This window comes from Sphingopyxis sp. H050 (genome assembly GCF_001468265.1).
Taxonomy (GTDB): Bacteria; Pseudomonadota; Alphaproteobacteria; order Sphingomonadales; family Sphingomonadaceae; genus Sphingopyxis.
The window spans coordinates 124250-142827 of record NZ_LNRZ01000004.1; the positions used below are offsets into that span (position 1 = coordinate 124250).

General features: G+C 64.0%; 19 protein-coding genes. 14 read left to right on the forward strand and 5 right to left on the reverse strand.

Annotation, left to right across the window (positions count from 1 at the left end):
• Window positions 1-142 precede the first annotated feature (142 nt).
• From ATE67_RS09695 to ATE67_RS09710, 4 genes are read right to left on the reverse strand one after another with little or no spacing between them, the layout of a single operon-like run.
• Entirely contained in the window at window positions 143-1798 is a 1656-nt protein-coding gene (locus tag ATE67_RS09695) for a TolC family protein (RefSeq protein ID WP_082660296.1), read from the reverse strand.
• 56 nt (window positions 1799-1854) lie between these two features.
• The gene (locus ATE67_RS09700) at window positions 1855-2436 is read right to left on the reverse strand and encodes an RNA polymerase sigma factor (protein ID WP_058816513.1); all 582 of its coding nucleotides are present in this window, start codon (window positions 2434-2436) and stop codon (window positions 1855-1857) included.
• Entirely contained in the window at window positions 2433-2885 is a 453-nt protein-coding gene (locus ATE67_RS09705; RefSeq protein WP_443028753.1) for a periplasmic heavy metal sensor, read from the reverse strand. The genes ATE67_RS09700 and ATE67_RS09705 overlap by 4 nt, the downstream gene beginning before the upstream one ends.
• Window positions 2885-3154 carry a hypothetical protein gene (locus ATE67_RS09710; protein ID WP_156416967.1) on the reverse strand — a complete coding sequence of 90 codons (270 nt, stop codon included), beginning with the start codon at window positions 3152-3154 and terminating at the stop codon, window positions 2885-2887. The genes ATE67_RS09705 and ATE67_RS09710 overlap by 1 nt, the downstream gene beginning before the upstream one ends.
• Before the next feature lie 124 nt (window positions 3155-3278).
• Between ATE67_RS09710 and copC the strand changes: the two genes are divergently transcribed.
• The 10 genes from copC to ATE67_RS09760 all read left to right on the forward strand — a co-directional run bounded on the left by copC (window position 3279) and on the right by ATE67_RS09760 (window position 13928).
• Window positions 3279-3656, forward strand: coding sequence for a copper homeostasis periplasmic binding protein CopC (gene copC / locus ATE67_RS09715; protein WP_058816515.1), 378 nt, complete (start codon window positions 3279-3281; stop codon window positions 3654-3656).
• Window positions 3657-3712: 56 nt separating this feature from the next.
• Window positions 3713-4591, forward strand: coding sequence for a copper homeostasis membrane protein CopD (copD, locus tag ATE67_RS09720; protein WP_231728102.1), 879 nt, complete (start codon window positions 3713-3715; stop codon window positions 4589-4591).
• A complete protein-coding gene (locus tag ATE67_RS09725) occupies window positions 4588-6918 on the forward strand; it encodes a heavy metal translocating P-type ATPase (RefSeq protein WP_058816517.1) in 2331 nt (776 codons plus the stop codon). Before copD ends, ATE67_RS09725 begins: the two co-directional genes overlap by 4 nt.
• Window positions 6915-7142, forward strand: a complete 228-nt coding sequence (locus ATE67_RS09730) for a DUF2933 domain-containing protein (protein WP_058816518.1) — start codon at window positions 6915-6917, stop codon at window positions 7140-7142. The genes ATE67_RS09725 and ATE67_RS09730 overlap by 4 nt, the downstream gene beginning before the upstream one ends.
• Complete coding sequence (locus ATE67_RS09735) at window positions 7139-7513, forward strand: hypothetical protein (RefSeq protein ID WP_058816519.1); 375 nt, start codon at window positions 7139-7141, stop codon at window positions 7511-7513. Before ATE67_RS09730 ends, ATE67_RS09735 begins: the two co-directional genes overlap by 4 nt.
• A 26-nt stretch (window positions 7514-7539) precedes the next feature.
• Window positions 7540-7851, forward strand: a complete 312-nt coding sequence (locus ATE67_RS21010; RefSeq protein ID WP_231728103.1) for a hypothetical protein — start codon at window positions 7540-7542, stop codon at window positions 7849-7851.
• Window positions 7852-7988: 137 nt separating this feature from the next.
• A complete protein-coding gene (locus ATE67_RS09745) occupies window positions 7989-9218 on the forward strand; it encodes a TolC family protein (protein WP_058816521.1) in 1230 nt (409 codons plus the stop codon).
• Window positions 9215-10441: an efflux RND transporter periplasmic adaptor subunit gene (locus tag ATE67_RS09750; RefSeq protein WP_058816522.1), complete on the forward strand. Its 1227-nt coding sequence runs from the start codon at window positions 9215-9217 to the stop codon at window positions 10439-10441. Before ATE67_RS09745 ends, ATE67_RS09750 begins: the two co-directional genes overlap by 4 nt.
• Window positions 10438-13560 (forward strand): efflux RND transporter permease subunit, encoded by a 3123-nt coding sequence (locus tag ATE67_RS09755; protein WP_058816523.1) that lies wholly within the window; start codon window positions 10438-10440, stop codon window positions 13558-13560. Before ATE67_RS09750 ends, ATE67_RS09755 begins: the two co-directional genes overlap by 4 nt.
• Window positions 13557-13928: a copper-binding protein gene (locus tag ATE67_RS09760; RefSeq protein WP_058816524.1), complete on the forward strand. Its 372-nt coding sequence runs from the start codon at window positions 13557-13559 to the stop codon at window positions 13926-13928. The genes ATE67_RS09755 and ATE67_RS09760 overlap by 4 nt, the downstream gene beginning before the upstream one ends.
• 39 nt (window positions 13929-13967) lie before the next feature.
• On the opposite strand, the gene ATE67_RS09765 is transcribed toward ATE67_RS09760, so the two are convergent.
• Window positions 13968-14429, reverse strand: a complete 462-nt coding sequence (locus tag ATE67_RS09765) for an Lrp/AsnC family transcriptional regulator (protein WP_082660299.1) — start codon at window positions 14427-14429, stop codon at window positions 13968-13970.
• Between the two features lie 364 nt (window positions 14430-14793).
• Between ATE67_RS09765 and ATE67_RS09770 the strand changes: the two genes are divergently transcribed.
• Genes ATE67_RS09770 through ATE67_RS09785 form a run of 4 tightly spaced genes read left to right on the forward strand, consistent with a single transcriptional unit; the run spans window position 14794 to window position 18562 of the window.
• Entirely contained in the window at window positions 14794-15465 is a 672-nt protein-coding gene (locus ATE67_RS09770; protein ID WP_058816526.1) for a lytic transglycosylase domain-containing protein, read from the forward strand.
• On the forward strand, window positions 15462-15827 hold the full coding sequence (locus tag ATE67_RS09775; protein WP_231728104.1) for a TrbC/VirB2 family protein: 366 nt from the start codon (window positions 15462-15464) through the stop codon (window positions 15825-15827). Before ATE67_RS09770 ends, ATE67_RS09775 begins: the two co-directional genes overlap by 4 nt.
• Window positions 15828-15831: 4 nt before the next feature.
• The gene (locus ATE67_RS09780) at window positions 15832-16176 is read left to right on the forward strand and encodes a type IV secretion system protein VirB3 (protein WP_058816527.1); all 345 of its coding nucleotides are present in this window, start codon (window positions 15832-15834) and stop codon (window positions 16174-16176) included.
• Entirely contained in the window at window positions 16169-18562 is a 2394-nt protein-coding gene (locus ATE67_RS09785) for a VirB4 family type IV secretion/conjugal transfer ATPase (RefSeq protein WP_058816528.1), read from the forward strand. The genes ATE67_RS09780 and ATE67_RS09785 overlap by 8 nt, the downstream gene beginning before the upstream one ends.
• The last annotated feature ends 16 nt before the right edge of the window (window positions 18563-18578 follow it).

Consider the following 18578-nt stretch of genomic DNA (forward strand, 5'->3'; position numbering starts at 1 on the left):
GTCGAAGGCTCCGAAGGGGGCGGCATTGGCATGTCCGACATCCCCTCCATCTGGTGCTTATGTTCTTGCGCGGCGGCAGCACCGGAGACCGTAGCGCCGACAATAACGGCGGCTGCCCCTTTTATGATCTCGCGGCGGGTCGTCATTTCGGGTCTCCATGATGTTCGTGTCCGGACGGCTCCAGCTCAGGGGGCGTTGGCGGCAACGCGGCGTCGGGATTATGATGCGGGGGGGATTCTGTGGGAGGTGTCGAAGGGCTGCCGGGTTGATGCTCGTGCGTATCCGCTGCAGCTTCGCCGGGCATGGCATGGCCTTCGTGCCCCGTTGGCGCAGACGATGCCGCGCCACCATGATGTTGATGGCCCGACGTTGTCGCTGCGCCGGGCGGTTTCAGATAGTCGCTGGGCGAGAGCGTGTTCTGCGTTGCCGTAGATTCGCTCGGCAACCGGCTGCCGACCAGCCGCGCCAGGTCTACGCGCGCCAGCCAATAGTCGCGGACCGCTTCGAGAAGTCCCTGATAGGCCTCATATTGCTGCGCGCGCGCCTGCAAGACCTCGAACTGGCCGATCAGCGCGAAATTTTGTTCGAGCTGGCTCTGCCGCGCGACCGTTTCACGTTCGGGCACCAGTGCCTCGCGGTAAATTTTGACGACCTCACTCAGCACGGCAACGCGCTCGGCGGCGAGCGGCACTCCGTTGACAGTCTGAAGATCGAGCATTGCCAGTTTCGCCTTGGCCAGCCGCAGCTGCCCCAGGGCACGCGCGCGGCGCGCGCCCTGCTGATTGAAGATTGGCACCTCCACATCGATAGTCGGCCCCCGGATCACCGACCCGTCGATCTCTCGCTCGCGGTCATAGCCGATTGTGGTCGAACCGAGCAGTCCGAAAACACTCGCGACCCCTTTGGCACCCGCCGCGACTTTCACCCCTTCGCGCGCCGCGAGCAACTCAAGGCTGTTGGCGCTTGCAATTTGCTGGAGCTGTTGCGGATCGTCTTCTTGCTCCAGCGGCAGCGGCAGCGTGGCCGCCCCCGTCCAATTGGTCTCATCGCCCGAAAGCCCGAGCAAAGTGTTGAGTTCCAGTCGCGCCAACCGCGCCTCGACCTTGGCGTGGGCGGCGGCAATTCGCGCATCGCTTGCCGCCGCCTTTTCGCGGTTGAGCTGAAGTTCGGTGATGTTGCCGGCATCGTAAAAGCGTTGTGCGAGGTCGGCGGATGCGCCGAGCGCTTCCGCGACCGCCGCGCGCATCTCGGCCACCTGTGCCGCGCCGATATCGCGATACCACGCAGCTTCGACGTCCAGCGAAACGCCAAGGATGGCCGCCGCCGTCTCATAGCGCGCCCGCTGGTAATCTACGCGCGCCAGCCGGGCCTTGGCGGGCAGTGTGAGCAGGTCGATGAGCGGCTGCGCAATACCGATGACGAACTGCGAGCCCGGCCCCCCGGCCAGCGCCAGCGATGAGGCGCCTACGCGCGGATTGCCGATCTCGACAGCATCCAGCACATCGGCGCGCGCCAGCCCAAGATTGCCATAGACAAGTTGCAGTTTGGGGCTTTTGAGCATCGCTATCCGGATCGCAGTCTCCCGATCCAGCGGGTTCGCCAATAGCGCGCTCACCGTCTCATTGGACGCCGCCGCTCCATTTTCATCCCACTGCAAGCCGGGCGCGCCGCGATCTGTAAGAAGCTGCTCGACAGCAATACGATCACGCTGCGGATCTATCGTCGCGCACCCTGACAGCACGACACCCAAACCACCGACGACCGCGAAACGAACACTGCGTCGGCTGCCGATTGTCATGGTAATGGTCCCCAAAAATTGTCTACATTCGATTAAGTCATACGCGGCTCGCGCGCCTATCCCTCATTGCAACTTTTGTTCGACACGATCGCGCTCAATTGGAGGCGCGCACGGTAGAGCCGTGTTTCGATCGCCTTTTCGCTGACATCGAGTATTTCCGCTGCTTCGGCCTGACTGCGCCCCTCGATTGCGCGCAGCACCAGCACTTCGCGTAACCGGTGCGGAAGGCAGGCCATTGCCCGTTCGACGCGGGCGAGTTCGGCCCGGTCGAAAGCCTCAGCGTCAGGCAAAGGCAATTCCGCTGCCACCGTAAACCCGTCCTCGATAGGGTCTGCGCGTGTGAAGAAACTTCGCACTGCGCGGCGACGTGCCCAATCGCGGCATTTGTTGAGCGCAATGCGCGAAATCCATGCCTGAAAGGACCGCGCCGGATCGTAAGATTTGAGCGCCGCGAAAGCGGAAACGAAGCTCTCTTGCGTCAGGTCGAGCGCTTCGTCGGCATCGCCGATGCTGCTACGGATCAGTCGATAGACCGGCTCCTTGTAGCGGTGCAGGAACTCCCGATAGGCGGCTTGCTGCCCGCCGAGCGCGAGCGCGGCCAGCTCGCCGTCGCTGCATTGGGCAAGATCGAGGCTCACCGCGCTTCGGCGGTCAGCGCCTTGACCACGGTTCTGTCGAAGATGCTCGCCTGCTCCGGATCGAGGACGGCGCGCATCGCGAACAGATGTTCGAGCACCTCCTTCTGCATCTCGCCCATGACGTGATGGACATGATCGACTGCCTCGGTGACTTTCGGGCCATAGCCATGCTCGGCCTGGATCGCTTCGGCGAGCCGCGCGTTCGCCGCGCGCATTTCGAGTTCGAGTGCCTTTTTGCGCATGGCATGGCGCGCTTCCAACGCTTCGATCTTAGCCGATTGCGCGGCATCGAGCTTCAACTGGTCATGCAGCAGGGCATGGACTTCGCTTTCGCTCTTGCGCGGTGTGTCCATGACCGTGCGGGCGACGAAGACGCCAGCGGCCGCGGCAGCGAACGCAATGACTGCAATCAGCAGCAGGCGCCCCCTTGATCCCATCGTCGAGCCCATCAGCGCGGGTCCAGCAGATCGGATGGCGCCAGCGCCGTCATGGCGAAGGGCGAGAGCGACGGCGCGGCCTGCGCGGGCGCGCTCGACAGACTGCCACCGGCAAAGCCAAGGCCCAGCGCGACAAGCGCCGCCGCCCACAGGATGCGCGAATTGGCGGCGCGCTCGCGCTGTTCGGCGGACCAGGCGGCAATGATCGCATCGTCGATTTGCCCCAATGCCGTCGGGAGCGGTGCTTCGCGCAGCCGTTTGAGCACGTCGTCCATAGTCATTCTCGATTCATTCGGTGTTTGCAGGATTCTATACGCAAGCAGCAGCCATCCCCCTCACAATTTTTGAGGGGTGTGAGGCGGCCGTGCGTATCACCACCGAGCCCAGCTTCATGGAGATTTCCCGATGCGCCGCACTTTCATGCCCCTAATTCTCGCCGCTCTGGTCGCCATTCCAGGTGCCGCCCTTGCTCACGCTTCGCTGACCGGTTCGACGCCTGCCGCCAATTCAACCGTGGCCGCTCCCGCCCGGATCGTGCTGAGCTTCAACGAGCGTTTGATCGGCTCAACGGTCAAAACAGAAATCGCCATGACGGGGATGCCCGGCATGGCCAATCACGCTCCCATGCCAGTTGCGCACTCCGCGCAGATGGCGCGCGATGGCAAGTCGATGACCTTGACGCCCAAGCGCGCGCTGGTGCGCGGCACCTACCGTGTCACTTGGTCTGCGGCTGGCGCGGATACGCACCGGATGGGCAGCAATTTCAGCTTCACCGTGCGGTAGGATCAATGGACAACATGCCCGTCATCGTCATCCGGTTCGCGCTCTACGCCGACTTGATGGCGCTGGCGGGCATGGTCGCCTTTTCGTTCTATGCCCTTTCGGCCGATGAGCGGGCTTCGGACATTTTGCCGCTGAGGCGGCTATCGATCATTCTCGCTGCGGTCGGACTCATGTTGTCCGGCGTCGGAATGCTCGCACTCGTTGCCGCGATGACGGGTTCGAGTGTCTGGGCGGTCGATCCCCAGGTTATGCGCGACGTGGTTGGCGAAAGCGCCATCGGCACGGCGTGGTTGGTGCGGATGGTGGCGATGGCCTTTGCCGTGGTTGCCGCGTTGGCAATCAGCCGCAGTGAAGCGGCGCACATCATCTTGCTGATTTCGACTTCGGTTGCAATCGCCACGCTGGTCTGGACCGGCCATGCCGGCGCGACCGAAGGCTGGACCGGAACCGCGCATCGGCTGAGCGACATCGTTCACATGCTGGCGGCGGCCGTGTGGATCGGCGGGATTGCCGCCTTCGCCTGGATTCTGTTCCGGCCCCTGACAGCACTGCGGTCCGAACACCTCCCCGTGGTCCACCGCGCGCTCGACCGATTTTCATGGGTCGGGACGCTCGCGGTAGCCGCGATCATCGCAACCGGCATCATCAATTGCCTCGCGGTTGTCGGTTTCCCGCATTTCTCGCGACTGCCGCTCACCGACTACGGCAAACTGCTGATCGTCAAGCTGCTGTTGTTCGGCGCGATGCTGGCGCTCGCCGCGCTCAATCGCTGGCGGCTGACTCCGGCGCTCGGCACTGCGATCCGCGACGACAACCCAGCCAAAGCGGTTGCTGCCCTGCGGCGGAGCTTGCTTGCGGAAGGCAGTGCGGCGCTCGCGATCCTCCCCTTGGTCGCATGGCTCGGAACATTGGAACCGTTGGGAACGACGACATGAACGGACCGCATCACGACCATGCCGGATCGATGGCTACGGGAACGGCAACCGACCCGGTTTGCGGCATGAAGGTCGATCCGGCAACCACGCCTCATGTGGCAACCCACGCCGGAGTGCATCACTATTTTTGCAGCGCAGGTTGCCTCGCAAAGTTCGATGCCGATCCAGCGCGTCATACGAGTGAAGCACCGCCGAGGACCGAACCAGTTCCGGAAGGCGCGATCTGGACGTGTCCGATGCACCCGGAGGTGCAGCAAGCGGGGCCAGGAAGCTGCCCAATCTGCGGGATGGCTTTGGAGCCGATGACCCCGACGCTCAGCGACGGCCCGTCGCCCGAATATGCCGACATGAAGCGGCGGTTCGTCATCGGCCTCATTCTCGCCGTGCCGGTGGTGGCGCTCGAAATGGGCGGACATCTCACCGGCCTGCGCCATATGCTCGATGGCAGAATCGCCAATCTCGTCCAGATGACGCTTGCGACTCCTGTCGTTCTGTGGGCGGGCTGGCCGTTCTTTGAGCGAGGCTGGGCCTCGGTAAAGAGCCGCCACCTCAATATGTTCACCCTGATAGCGATGGGCACCGGGGTGGCCTGGGCATACAGCATGGCGGCAACGCTGGCGCCCCGCATCTTTCCTGCGACGTTTCGTGCGCCGGATGGCTCGGTCGCGGTCTATTTCGAGGCGGCCGCAGTCATTACCGTCCTTGTCCTGCTCGGCCAGTTACTTGAACTGCGCGCCCGCGAAACGACAAGCGGCGCGATCCGCGCCCTGCTCGATCTCTCGCCAAAGCTCGCGCGACGGGTTCGCACCGATGGCAGCGACGAGGAAATCCCGCTGGATCAGGTTTTGGTCGGTGACACGCTGCGCGTCCGTCCTGGCGAAAAGGTGCCGGTCGATGGTGTGGTGCTGGAAGGTCGCGGGACGGTTGATGAGTCGATGGTGACCGGCGAATCCATGCCTGTCACCAAGGAGGCGGCGTCGAAGCTGATCGGCGGAACGATCAACCAGACCGGCGGCCTCGTCATGCGGGCGGAAAAAATCGGGCGCGACACCATGCTCGCGCGCATCGTCCAGATGGTCGCCGATGCCCAGCGCAGCCGCGCCCCGATCCAGCGGCTCGCCGATAGGGTGTCGGGCTGGTTCGTGCCGGCGGTGATTGCGGTTGCAGCAATTGCCTTCATCGTCTGGTCGCTGGTCGGCCCATCCCCTGCGATGAGCTATGGCCTGATCGCGGCGGTCGCGGTGCTGATCATTGCCTGCCCATGCGCGCTGGGTCTCGCCACGCCGATGTCGATAATGGTCGGGGTCGGGCGCGGCGCGCAGGCCGGAATTCTGATCAAGAACGCCGAGGCGCTGGAGCGCATGGAGAAGGTCGACACGCTCGTCGTCGATAAGACTGGCACGCTTACCGAAGGCAAACCCGCCGTCGTCGCCGTCGAACTGGCGGAAGGGTTCGAGGAAAACGAAGTGCTGCGGCTCGCCGCCAGCCTGGAGCGCAGCAGCGAACATCCGCTTGCCCTGGCCGTGGTCAAGGCGGCCGAAGCGCGAGGCCTCGCCATCGGCCAGCCGGGCGATGTCGATCAACCGGTTGGCAAGGGCATCACCGGCACGGTCGATGGAAAGCGGCTTGTCGCCGGCAATGCCCGCTTCCTTGACGAAATGGGGATTTCGACCGCGGCGCTTGCCGAACGCGCCGACCGTTTGCGCGGCGAAGGCGCAACCGCGATCTTCCTCGGCATCGACGGCAAGGCGGCGGGCGCTATCGGCATCGCCGACCCGGTCAAGCAAACCACCCCCGCCGCGCTCAAGGCGCTGGCAGAGGTTGGCATCCATGTCATCATGCTGACCGGCGACAACCGCGTCACCGCCGATGCCATTGCGCGGCGTCTCGGCATCGGCGATGTCGAGGCCGATGTCCTGCCCGACCAGAAGGGCGCAATCGTCAAGCGCCTGCGCGATCAGGGCAAGGTTGTCGCGATGGCCGGGGACGGGGTGAACGACGCCCCGGCGCTCGCCGCAGCAGATGTCGGCATTGCCATGGGTTCGGGGACCGACGTCGCCATCGAGAGCGCGGGTGTCACCTTGCTCAAGGGCGATCTCACCGGGATCGTCCGCGCCCGGCATCTCAGCCATGCGACAATGGCGAACATCCGCCAGAACCTGTTCTTCGCCTTCGCCTACAATGTCGCTGGCATTCCAGTTGCGGCAGGGGCGCTCTACCCGCTGTTCGGCCTAATGCTGTCGCCGATCATCGCGGCGGCGGCGATGGCGCTGTCTTCGGTCAGCGTCATCGGCAACTCGCTGCGGCTCAGGAGGATTGCGCTATGAACCTCTCGAACAGGCGCGCCTGGATATTGGCGCTCGCATCGGCCGCGCTAGTCGCGGCCTATCTGTTCTATCCCGAACACCGGACGCATCTGTTCGGCCTGATCCCCTATGCCTTCCTGTTCGCGTGCCCGCTGCTGTATTTCTTTCACGGCGGACATCATCATGACCAGCGCGCGCACAATAAATTGACAGCACCCGGTCCCGGGCCGAAAGAAGGCGTATGAAGCGCTGGTTTTCCCTGGCCCTGCTTTTGGCGGCATTGCTTGGCCTTATTGGCCAGGAAGCAGCTTTTGCGCGTGCCATGCCGGTTGAACAGGCCGAACAGACTGTGGCTGCGCCCGAAATGAGTGCGGAATGCGCAGAAATGTTGGGGCTGACCAAGCCGCAGCCCCAACCCGAGAAGCAGCCCTGCAAGGGTATGACGCCCGATTGCATTGCCAAGATGGGCTGCGCGGTGCCGGTGGCGCTGATCCCCCCGGCGATGATCGCCCCGCCCATCCAGCTTCACACATCGACACCGCCGCCATCGCCGGTCGTGCGGCTCGTCGGGCGTAATACCGGCCCGGAACCGGACCCTCCCACGATCCTTGGCTGAACCCTCGCGGCGCATGACGGACCCTCGTGTCCGCCGTGCGTCTCCGCTCCGTTCAACCAAGGATTTTCGACATGAAAACTCTGCTCTTAATCGCCGCTGCCCTTGCGGCTTTCACCTCCGTTTCCGCCGCATCCGCGCAGACCCGCGGACCGGGCCATTGGGAATGGCAGTCGCGGCCCGCTCCTGGCCCCAGCAAGTCGAACCTGCCTTCGCGGGTCCGCGTCTGGGTCAAGGACGCGCCCACCGTCGCCAATTGCGATTGTTCCATGATGAAGGCGGATGCTTCCGGCTGCATGATGGACATGCATGGCAAGGCTGAAACGCCGTCGGCCGGCTGAGGCGATTGCCTGGCCGATAGCCGATAACAAACATGGCCGGGCGCGTGGCGCCGGCGGAGAAAGCCCCCTTCGCCGGCGCCCGTTTGTCAAGTTTCCGTTTCGGCATTGGCCATGGCTCTCCCGATCAGGAGTCTCCCATGCGAATAATTGTTCTGGCACCGCTACTCGCCATGATCCCCGGTGCGGCCCTGGCCGAGCCAATGACGTTCGATGCCGCACTTGCGCGGGCGGCGGCCAATGCGCCTTCGATCCGGGCGGAGGAGGCCGGAGTCGATGCGACCCGCTCAGCCTCGATCGCAGCGGGCCGCCTCCCCGATCCAACCTTGTCGGTCGGCGTGGACAATTTCCCGGTCTCGGGGCCGCCCGCGTTCACCTTCAATCGCGACGACATGACAATGACGCGGGTCGGCATCGAACAGGCATTTCCCAATCCCGCCAAGCGCCGCGCCCAGCGCGGCCGCGCGCAGGCCGAGATCGGCGTCGCCGAAGCGGGGCTGGCGGTCGAGGCGCAGGCCGTTCGGCTCGAAACCGCGCTTGCCTGGATCGATCTCTTCTACGCCAAGCGGCGGCTCGCCCAGCTCGACTTGCTCGACGACAGCCTTGGCGACCTCCAGGCGACCGTCACCGCGCGGCTTGCATCGGGTTCGGCACGGCCCAGCGGAGCGCTGGAGCCCGAACAATTACGCGCAGCGATCAATGACCGGCGCAGCGAACTGACCGCCGAGGTTGCCGCAGCGCGCGCTCGGCTGATCCGGTTCACCGGCGATCCCGAGGCCGATGTAGCCGGCGACCCGCCCTTGCTGGAGGTGAATCGCGCGCGCCTGATCGCCGGCTTTCCGGCGCATCCCCGGCTGCGGGCGCTCGATGCCGCGACATTCGCCGCCGAGGCGGATGTCCATCTTGCGCAGGCCGAAAAGCGGCCCGACTGGAGGGTCAGCACTTCCTACGGCCGCCGTGATCCGGCTTACGGCGATATGGTGTCGGTCGGGGTCAGCTTCGATCTGCCGCTGTTCTCGCGGCAGCGCCAAGATCCGATGATCGCGGCGCGCGCGAGCGAAGCGACACAGGCGCGGCTGCTACGCGAGGCAGGCGAACGCGAGCTGCTGGCAGGTCTCGACGCCGATCTGGCGGTTCTTGCGATGCAGCGCCAGCGGCTCGAAAACGCGCGCGGCGTGCTTGTGCCGCTCGCCAAGCGGCGGGCGGAACTCGACAGAGCAAGCTACGGCGCCGGGAAGCTCGATCTCGGCAGCGCGTTGCTGTCCTCGTTGTCGCTGGCGGAGGCGGAAGTCGACGCGCTGGCGCGCGAGGCGGACGTGGCGCGCAGCGCCGTGCGGATCAATTTCACTTATGGGGAGATGCGGCCATGACGGACGCGACGACGGCTGCGCGTTGGCGCGCGGGGATACTGGCGGCGGTGCTGGTCGCGGGCGGCGGCGGTTACTGGCTGGGACAGCGCGGCGGCGAGGATGGCACGCCCTCCGCGAGCGAGAGGAAAATCCTCTACTGGTACGATCCGATGGTGCCGGCCGAGCACTACGACAATCCCAATTCGCTCTCGTCGATGGGGATGAAGACCATCCCCAAATATGCCGATGAAGGTGCCACCGTCGGCACTGCACCTGGCGTGACGGTCGATCCCGCCGCGATGCAGAATCTCGGAATCCGTGTGGTCGAGGCGAAATTGGGCAGTCTCGCCGCGACGCTCAACGTCACCGGCAGTATCGAGTTCAATCAGCGCGATGTTGCGATTATTCAGGCGCGGTCGGGCGGCTTTGTCTCGCGGGTCTATGCCCGCGCACCCGGCGACGTCATCCGCGCCGGTGCGCCGATCGCCGATGTGCAACTTCCCGAATGGGGCGGCGCGCAGACCGAGTTCCTTGCGGTCAAACGGCTGGGCAAGCCTGAGCTGACCGCCGCCGCGCGCCAGCGGTTGCGGCTGATGGGTATGCCCGAAGGCGTGATCGCCGGAGTCGAGCGCAGCGGGCGAACCAACGGCACGATCACGATCACATCGCCGATTTCGGGTGTCATCCAGACGCTCGACGCCCGCGCGGGCGTCACGCTTGGCCAGGGGCAAACGCTGGCACAAGTAACGGGAATTGGCACGGTATGGCTCAATGCGGCTGTCCCTGAAGCGCAGGCTGGAAGTGTCCGTATCGGCCAGAGTGCCACGGCATCGCTGTCCGCCTTTCCAGGCGAGACATTCGGCGGACGCATCCTCGCCGTGCTGCCCAGCGCGCAAGTCGACAGCCGGACGATAACCGTGCGGATCGAGCTGACCAACCGCAGCGGACGCCTGCGTCCAGGGATGTTCGCCAATGTCGCGCTTGGGGGCACGCCCCGCACGGCGCTGCTGGTGCCAAGCGAGGCCGTGATCCGCACCGGAACGCGAACGCTGGTGATGCTGGCAACCGGCAATGGACGTTTCCGTCCCGCCGAAGTGCGCACAGGCCGCGAAGGCGGCGGGCAGACCGAGATATTGGAAGGTTTGGCCGCGGGTGAAAAAGTCGTCGCCTCGGGGCAGTTCCTGCTCGATTCCGAAGCGAGCCTGACCGGCATCGAAGCGCGCAAGCTGGGGGCCGCACAATGATCGAATGGATCATCCGCGCCTCGGTCAAGGCGCGCGGCCTCATCGTCGTAGCGGCGCTCGTGCTGGCGGTCATCGGCATCGGCGCGGTGCGGACCACGCCGGTCGATGCGCTGCCCGATCTTTCCGACGTTCAGGTGATTATCCGCACCACCTATCCGGGGCAGGCACCGCAGATTGTCGAAAACCAGGTCACTTATCCGCTCACGACGACCATGCTTTCGGTCCCCGGCGCGCGGGTGGTGCGAGGCTATTCGTTCGTCGGCGACAGCTTCGTCTATGTGCTGTTCGAGGACGGCACCGACCTCTATTGGGCGCGCAGCCGGGTGCTGGAATATCTCAGCCAGGTCCAGGGCCGCTTGCCTGCGGGCGCGACCGCTTCGCTCGGCCCCGATGCGACCGGCGTGGGCTGGATTTACGAATATGCGCTGGTCGACAAGAGTGGGCGGCACGACCTCGCCCAGCTCCGCAGCTTGCAGGACTGGTTTCTGCGCTACGAATTGAAGTCCGTTCCCGGCGTCGCCGAAGTCGCCAGCATCGGCGGCATGGTCAGGCAATATCAGGTCGTTGTCGATCCGCAGAAGCTGGCCTCCTACGGGGTGACGGCAGGCGATGTCAGCGACGCGCTCAAACGCGCCAATCAGGAGGCCGGCGGCGCGGTCGTCGAAATGGCCGAAGCCGAATACATCGTCCGCGCTTCGGGCTACCTCAAGACGCTCGACGATTTTCGCTCCGTGCCGATCCGCACGGCGGCAGGCGGTATTCCGGTGACGCTCGGCGATGTCGCCACGGTGCAGGTCGGGCCGGACATGCGGCGCGGGATCGCCGAACTCAACGGCGAGGGCGAAGTCGCGGGCGGCGTGATCGTCATGCGCCAGGGCAAGAATGCCCGCGAGGTGATCGAGGGCGTCCGCACCAAGCTCGCCGAACTCAAGGCCAGCCTGCCGCCCGGTGTCGAGATCGTCACCACCTATGACCGCTCGGGCCTGATCGACCGCGCGGTCGAGAACCTGACCGGCAAGCTGTTCGAGGAATTTGCCATCGTCGCGCTCGTCTGCGGCCTGTTCCTGTGGCATGCGCGCTCGGCGCTGGTGGCGATCCTGACGCTGCCGCTCGGCATCCTACTCGCTTTCATCGTGATGCGCGTGCAGGGTCTCAACGCCAACATCCTCTCATTGGGCGGCATCGCAATCGCCATCGGCGCGATGGTCGATGCGGCGGTGGTGATGATCGAGAATGCCCACAAGCATCTCGAACGCTGGACGCACGACAATCCCGGCGAGGAACTGACCGGCGAAGCCCGCTGGCGGGTCATCACCGACGCTGCCGCCGAAGTCGGCCCGGCGCTGTTCCTCAGCCTGCTGATCATCACCTTTTCGTTCGTGCCGGTCTTCTCCTTGCAGGGTCAGGAGGGGCGTTTGTTCGCCCCGCTGGCCTTCACCAAGACCTATGCGATGGCGGGCGCGGCCCTGCTGTCGATCACCCTGATCCCGGTGCTGATGGGTTGGCTGATCCGGGGACGTATTCCGAGCGAGGACAGCAACCCGATCAACCGCTTCCTCACGCGCATCTATCGCCCCGCGCTCGACTGGGTGCTGGCGCGGCCCAAGAAAGCACTCCTGATAGCGCTGCTCGTGTTTGCCTCCAGCGTGTGGCCGATCAGCCAGACCGGCGGCGAGTTCATGCCGCAGATGAACGAGGGCGACCTGCTCTACATGCCTTCGGCGCTGCCCGGCATCTCGACGGCGAATGCGTCGATGCTGCTCCAGCAAACCGACCGGCTGATCAAGACCGTTCCCGAAGTGGAGAGCGTGTTCGGCAAGGCGGGCCGCGCCGACACCGCGACCGACCCGGCCCCGCTCGAAATGTTCGAGACCACGATCCGGTTCAAGCCCAAGAGTGAGTGGCGGCCTGGCATGACCCAAGCCAAGCTGATCGACGAACTGGACAAGACCGTCAAAGTCCCCGGCCTCGCCAATTTCTGGATTCCGCCGATCCGTAACCGGATCGACATGCTGGCGACCGGGATCAAGAGCCCGATCGGCATCAAGGTCTCCGGCGCGAACCTCGACGAAATAGATCGAACCGCGCGCGAGATCGAAGCCGTGGCGAAGACCGTGCCTGGGATCACTTCCGCGCTGGCCGAGCGGCTTTCGGGCGGGCGCTACATCGACGTGTCGATCAACCGTGCGGCAGCAGCCCGCTACGGCCTCAACGTCGCCGATGTGCAGGCGGTGGTATCGGGCGCGATCGGCGGCGAGGCTGTCGGGCAAACCGTCGAAGGGCTTGCCCGCTATCCGATCAGCGTGCGCTACCCTCGCGAAATCCGCGACAGCGTGGACGACATTGTCAACCTCCCCGTGCTGACGCCCTCGCGTCAGCAAATCACCCTGGGGACGGTCGCTGACGTCACGATCCACAATGGCCCGCCGATGCTGCGCAGCGAAAACGGCCGCCCTGCAACCTGGGTTTATGTCGATGGTCGCGGCCGCGCCCTCACCGAAATCGTCGGCGATCTGCAACGCGCGGCGGCGCAGCAGGTCAAGCTGCCGCCCGGCATCAGCGTCGCCTACACGGGCCAGTTCGAGTTTCTCGAACGCGCAACACAGCGATTGAAGATTGTCGTTCCGGCAACGCTGCTGATCATCTTCGCATTGCTTTACGCGACCTTCCGGCGCTGGGATGAGGCCGCGCTGATCATGGCGACGTTGCCGTTCGCGCTGACCGGCGGGGTGTGGCTGCTCTATTGGCTCGGCTACAATCAATCGGTTGCCACCGGCGTCGGGTTCATCGCGCTGGCGGGCGTCTCCGCTGAGTTCGGCGTGGTGATGCTGATCTACCTCAAATCGGCGCTGGCCGAGAATGGCGATGTCGAAAAGGCCGTCCGGGCGGGCGCGCTGCTGCGCGTTCGGCCCAAGGCGATGACGGTGGCGGTGATCCTCGCCGGCCTGTTCCCGATCCTGATCGGCACCGGCACCGGCGCGGAAGTAATGAGCCGCATCGCCGCGCCGATGGTCGGCGGGATGCTGACCGCACCGCTGCTTTCGATGCTCATCATACCCGCCGCCTATCTGCTGATGCGGCGGCGCGGACCCGTTCAACACCAAGGAGAACCAACGTGAATAGACCCCTCATCGTCGCTGCACTGATCGCGCTGCCGATAGCCCTCGCAGGCTGCGACAAGAAACCCGACGCGCCACAAGCTGAAGCCCCCAAGGCCGCCGCGTCCGCCGATGCCATGCCGGGCATGGCGATGCCTGAAGGCAGCAAGATGGGCAAAGGCACCGGCACGGTCACGGCCATCGACGCGGCGGCCGGCAAGATCACGCTCGACCACGAAGCCATTGCCGCCGTCGGCTGGCCCGCGATGAAAATGGGCTTCTCGGCCAAGCCCGATGTGCTCACTGGAATAGCCGTTGGCGACAAGGTAGATTTTGACCTGGTCGTCACCGGCAGCGCCGGGGAAGTGACGGCTATCAGCAAGCACTGACAACGACGATCATATCAGGCCGTCGTCCGATGCAAACGCCTAGAGTCTTGGCAATCGCCGGACGACGGTTGTGGATTGGATGATGGCCGTGTCGGTCGATGCGAATGGCACGAAGCGATCAACCACGGTTTCAAGTGCTTGCACGTCGCAAACGACCACTTTCGCCAGAAAGCAATCTTCGCCGGTCACGTGATCCGCTTCGACAACTTCTGGCGTGTCGAGCAGCATCTGCGCCACTCGTTTTGCTTCGCCGGGTCTTGCGCGCATTCGAACGTGCGCGGCGATGCCGAGGCCGAAGACCTTGGGCTCGACCAACACGGTATAGCCCCGGATCGCGCCGGCATCCTCCAGCTTGTGAATCCGTTCGGTTACGCTGGGGCTGGACATGCCGATCTTGTCGGCAAGGTCGCGAATGGTCATGCGGCCATCTTCGGTCAATGCCGCGATAATTTCCCGATCAATAGCATCGAGGCGCCGGGTTACATAACGGCTTCGGTTCATAATTCGCCCCTAGCTGGATGACACCAGCGGGGCCTTGTGATTGCGAAGGCAAATGTTCGATTTCGCCTTATTTCCGTGAACTTGCCCGAAGAATCGACTATCGGCGAACCCACTCTGCGACGCGATGAACCCGGTCCGCAGGATCAAGATTGAAGGTCAAAGGCCGTTAGCGGCTTCGATTGGCAAGTCGAAACGACCGAAACGCCTTTCTGAATCCATAGCTGATCCATTTGTCCATTAGCTATCAATAGCTTGATAGTCGGACAGGATATTCTCTCCTGAAATCGGCAATTTAGGAGAGGCGGCAAATGAAGGACAAGACGCATCCAAGAACAGTCGGCCACTTTGTCGGGATGCACGACTGATGGCCTATTCTGCGGCAGCCATTCTTGCCTTGGCGTCGCAGTGCGCACCAAGTGTCGCACCTGAAACGGTGCTGGCCATCGTTCAGACGGAAAGCAGCGGCGATCCCTTCGCCCTCAATGTCAACGGCGGGCGGCAACCTGCACGCCAGAACAACGCCGCCGACGCCGCTGCGACCGCGCAGCGTTTCGTAGCGGCGGGCTACTCGGTCGATCTCGGACTCGGTCAAATCAACTCGCGCAACATGCGCTGGCTTGGCTTGACCTGGGAGACCGTATTCGACCCCTGCACCAATGTTGCTGCGTTGGGCCGTGTCCTCACCACCAACTACAATGCGGTAAGAGCCGGACGCGATCCGCAAGCCGCCCTTCGGGTCGCCCTCTCGATGTATAACACGGGAAGCCAGACGCGCGGATTTCGCAATGGCTATGTTGCCAAGGTCATTGGCAATGCGAGTGTTGCAGACGCGCCGACGTTATACGCCTTCACCCCACCCGCTGCTGCCGTTGCTGCACCGGCAAGCGGCGACCTGCGCGGACTGCTGGCCTCGGAAAACACGGCCCTCATGGCCAAGCCTCGCCCGCTGGCGCCGCCGAAGTGGAACGTCTTTGAGCGGGCTGCTTACGACCGCGAAACCCAAATTCTCGCCGAAAACGAGAGGACCAGCATATGAATGTAATCCTGAAACTTGGACGCGGTATCGGAGCCTGGCGGGCAAACCTGGCCGCCAAGTTCCAGGCAATGCCAAACGGGCGGCAAAGCGCAATATTGTGGGGCGCGGCGCTGACTGCGGCGACGATTATCTCGTTCGCAATCCCCGATCCGGCCTACGCGCAAAATCTGGAGAGTTTCGCCAGCAAGGTGCGCGGCCTGCTCTCTTCGACGCTGCTGCGCACGCTCGCCGTCATCGCCGTGATCGTGACAGGCCTGCTCTGGTTCACCGGCCGGGCTTCCACCGCTGTGCTGGTTACGGTCATCATCGGCATTGCCATCGTTTTTTCGGCGGATGCAATCGTCGGCGCGATCGCCGGATAGCGCCATGACCGACGACACCGAGCCTCCGATCAAAAACACGCTGTTCCTCGCCGTAACGCGCCCGGCACTATGGGCGGGAATTCCGATTGAGGCGGCGGTGTTGCTGCTCATTTCGAGCGCATCGGTGCTGATCTGGACCAACAGCCCGGTCTATGCGGCGCTCGTCGTTGCCTTCGGCTATTCGATCTCGCGGCTGATTGTCCGTCACGACGTAAACGCCTTCCGGCTGCTTTTCCTGTGGGGCCGCACCAAGCTCGGCAACCGCAACCGCAATTTCTGGGGCGGAAGCAGCTATTCGCCGCTGCCGCTGGCAGGACTACGCCGCAAAGGCTTTGGCCGTCATGGCTAAGATGCTGGCCTCGACAAACGCCGTGCCGCTGAAAGTGGCGCGACGCGAGGCTGATCCAGCCAAATTCCTGCCCTACGCGCGGCATATCAACGAGAACATGGTGGCGCTCGATTCCGGCGACATCATGCTGACCTTCGAGTTGCAGGGTCGCGCCTTCGAGACCGCCGATGTTCGCGATCTGAACGACTGGCACACTAAGCTCAACGGCCTGCTCCGCAACCTACACGATGAGCGGCTGTCGATCTGGACGCATCTGATCAGGATGCGGGTCGATCAAAATCTCGGTGGCAAGTTCAAGTCGGGTTTCGCGGCCGATCTCGACCGCGCCTATTTCGGGCGCATCAACCGGGAACGGATGTTCATCAACCGCTTTTTCGTCAGCCTTGTAATCCGCCCAAGCGCCACGGGCGGCGACAAGATCATCCAGTTGTTCAAGCGCCGCGTGTCCAAGGATGCGCCGCAAGGGCCGATACTCGACGAGGCGCTGGTCGAGCTGCTCGACGACAAGGCGCGCGATTTCGAGAAACTGATGGCGCGCTGCGAGCCGCGCCGCTGCGCCATCTACGAGCATCGCGGCCTGATGTTTTCCGAAACGATGGAAGTGGCCGACATGGTGATGACCGGCCGCCATCGCCGCGTCCCCGTCGTGCGCGGCCATCTTGGCGGCGCGCTCTACCGCTCGCGAACGATCTTCGGCGCGGAAACCATCGAAGTACGCGATGCCGATGCCTCCGCATTCGGCGGGATCTTCGGCATCCGCGAATATCCCGCGCAAACCACGCCGCGCCAGTTCGAGGCATTGCTGTCGGTCGATTTCGGGTTCGTGCTGACGCAAAGTTTCACCTTCCTCGGACGGGCCGCCGCAACCGAGAAATTCCGGCTGCGGATGACGCAGATGGAAAACGCGGGCGACAGGGCTGTGAGCCAGGCCGACGCGCTGCTCGATGCGAGCGACGATCTGATGTCGAACCGCTTTGTGCTGGGCGATCACCATTTCACGCTCGCGGTCTATGCCGCCAGCATGAAGGGCCTGCGCGATCATATGTCGGTCGCGAGAGCCGCGCTTGCCGATACCGGCATGGTGGCAGCGCGCGAAGGCGCGGCGCTCGAAGCGGCCTATTGGTCGCAGCTCGTCGGCAATTTCGCGTGGCGCGCCCGGCCTGCGCCGATCACATCGCTCAACTTTGCCGCCTTCTCGCCGTTCCACACCTTCCCCGCCGGAAGCGCGACGGGCAATCATTGGGGCGATGCGATAGCTTTGCTCAAGACCAATGCCCGCAGCCCCTATTTCTTCAATTTCCACAAGGGCGATCTCGGCCATACCCTCATCATCGGGCCATCGGGCGGCGGCAAGACCGTGCTGCTCAACTTCCTGATGGCACAGACCGAGAAGACCGGCGCGCGGCAGATATTCATCGACAAGGATCGCGGCGGGCAAATCTTTGTGCAGGCAAGCGGCGGAACTTACTTGGCGCTGCACAATGGCGAGCCGACCGGATTTTCGCCGCTCAAAGCACTCGCCGACAAGGCCGAAGACAAGACATTCCTGTCGCTGTTCATCCGCCAGCTCGTTCGAGCCGACGGAAGACCGATTTCCGTGCAGGAGGAACGGCTGATCGAGGACGGCATCAGTGCCGTGATGAAGCTCGATGTCGCCGATCGATCGCTGAGCGCTCTACGCTCGATGCTCGGCATGAAAGATGCCAGCGGCGTCGGCGCGCGGCTCGAAAAATGGACGCAAGAAGGATCGCTCGGCTGGGTGTTCGACAATCCGGCGGACTCGATGACGCTCGACGCCCGGTTCATCGGCTTCGACATGACCGACTTTCTCGACAATGCCGACATTCGCACGCCGGTCATGCTCTATCTGTTCCACCGCATCGACCGGCTGCTGACCGGCGAGCGGATGGTGATCTGCATCGACGAGTTCTGGAAGGCGCTTGGCGACGATGCCTTCCGCCGCTTCGCCCAGGACGGGCTCAAGACCTACCGCAAGCGTAACGCGGTGCTGGTGTTCGCCACGCAGTCACCTGCCGACGCGCTCAAAAGCGACATCAGCCATTCAATCCTCGAACAGGTCGCCACCAAAATCATGCTGCCCAATCCGTTCGGCGCGCGGCGCGATTATGTCGAAGGCTTCGCGCTGTCCGAAGCCGAATTCAAACTGGTGCGCGAGGAGCTTGCACCTGAAAGCCATAAGTTCCTGGTCAAGCAGGGCCATGACAGCGTGGTGGTCGAACTCGATCTCGCCGGACTCGATGACGAACTGGCGGTGCTGTCGGGCCGTGCGGAAACCACTGCCGTTGCCGACGACGTGATTGCCGAAGCGGGAAGCGATCCCGCCATCTGGCTCCCCCTCTTCCATCAACGGAGGCGTCCCAGCTGAACCGAGAGGAAGGCCA

What these genes read in the sequence shown, in the direction of transcription:
- ATE67_RS09695 (WP_082660296.1), bottom strand. Translation starts at nt 1,798, where the DNA reads ATGACAATCGGCAGCCGACGCAGTGTTCGTTTCGCGGTCGTCGGTGGT.
- ATE67_RS09705 (WP_443028753.1), bottom strand. Translation starts at nt 2,885, where the DNA reads ATGGGCTCGACGATGGGATCAAGGGGGCGCCTGCTGCTGATTGCAGTC.
- ATE67_RS09710 (WP_156416967.1), bottom strand. Translation starts at nt 3,154, where the DNA reads ATGACTATGGACGACGTGCTCAAACGGCTGCGCGAAGCACCGCTCCCG.
- copC (WP_058816515.1), top strand. Translation starts at nt 3,279, where the DNA reads ATGCGCCGCACTTTCATGCCCCTAATTCTCGCCGCTCTGGTCGCCATT.
- copD (WP_231728102.1), top strand. Translation starts at nt 3,713, where the DNA reads ATGGCGCTGGCGGGCATGGTCGCCTTTTCGTTCTATGCCCTTTCGGCC.
- ATE67_RS09725 (WP_058816517.1), top strand. Translation starts at nt 4,588, where the DNA reads ATGAACGGACCGCATCACGACCATGCCGGATCGATGGCTACGGGAACG.
- ATE67_RS09730 (WP_058816518.1), top strand. Translation starts at nt 6,915, where the DNA reads ATGAACCTCTCGAACAGGCGCGCCTGGATATTGGCGCTCGCATCGGCC.
- ATE67_RS09735 (WP_058816519.1), top strand. Translation starts at nt 7,139, where the DNA reads ATGAAGCGCTGGTTTTCCCTGGCCCTGCTTTTGGCGGCATTGCTTGGC.
- ATE67_RS09745 (WP_058816521.1), top strand. Translation starts at nt 7,989, where the DNA reads ATGCGAATAATTGTTCTGGCACCGCTACTCGCCATGATCCCCGGTGCG.
- ATE67_RS09750 (WP_058816522.1), top strand. Translation starts at nt 9,215, where the DNA reads ATGACGGACGCGACGACGGCTGCGCGTTGGCGCGCGGGGATACTGGCG.
- ATE67_RS09755 (WP_058816523.1), top strand. Translation starts at nt 10,438, where the DNA reads ATGATCGAATGGATCATCCGCGCCTCGGTCAAGGCGCGCGGCCTCATC.
- ATE67_RS09765 (WP_082660299.1), bottom strand. Translation starts at nt 14,429, where the DNA reads ATGAACCGAAGCCGTTATGTAACCCGGCGCCTCGATGCTATTGATCGG.
- ATE67_RS09770 (WP_058816526.1), top strand. Translation starts at nt 14,794, where the DNA reads ATGGCCTATTCTGCGGCAGCCATTCTTGCCTTGGCGTCGCAGTGCGCA.
- ATE67_RS09775 (WP_231728104.1), top strand. Translation starts at nt 15,462, where the DNA reads ATGAATGTAATCCTGAAACTTGGACGCGGTATCGGAGCCTGGCGGGCA.
- ATE67_RS09780 (WP_058816527.1), top strand. Translation starts at nt 15,832, where the DNA reads ATGACCGACGACACCGAGCCTCCGATCAAAAACACGCTGTTCCTCGCC.
- ATE67_RS09785 (WP_058816528.1), top strand. Translation starts at nt 16,169, where the DNA reads ATGGCTAAGATGCTGGCCTCGACAAACGCCGTGCCGCTGAAAGTGGCG.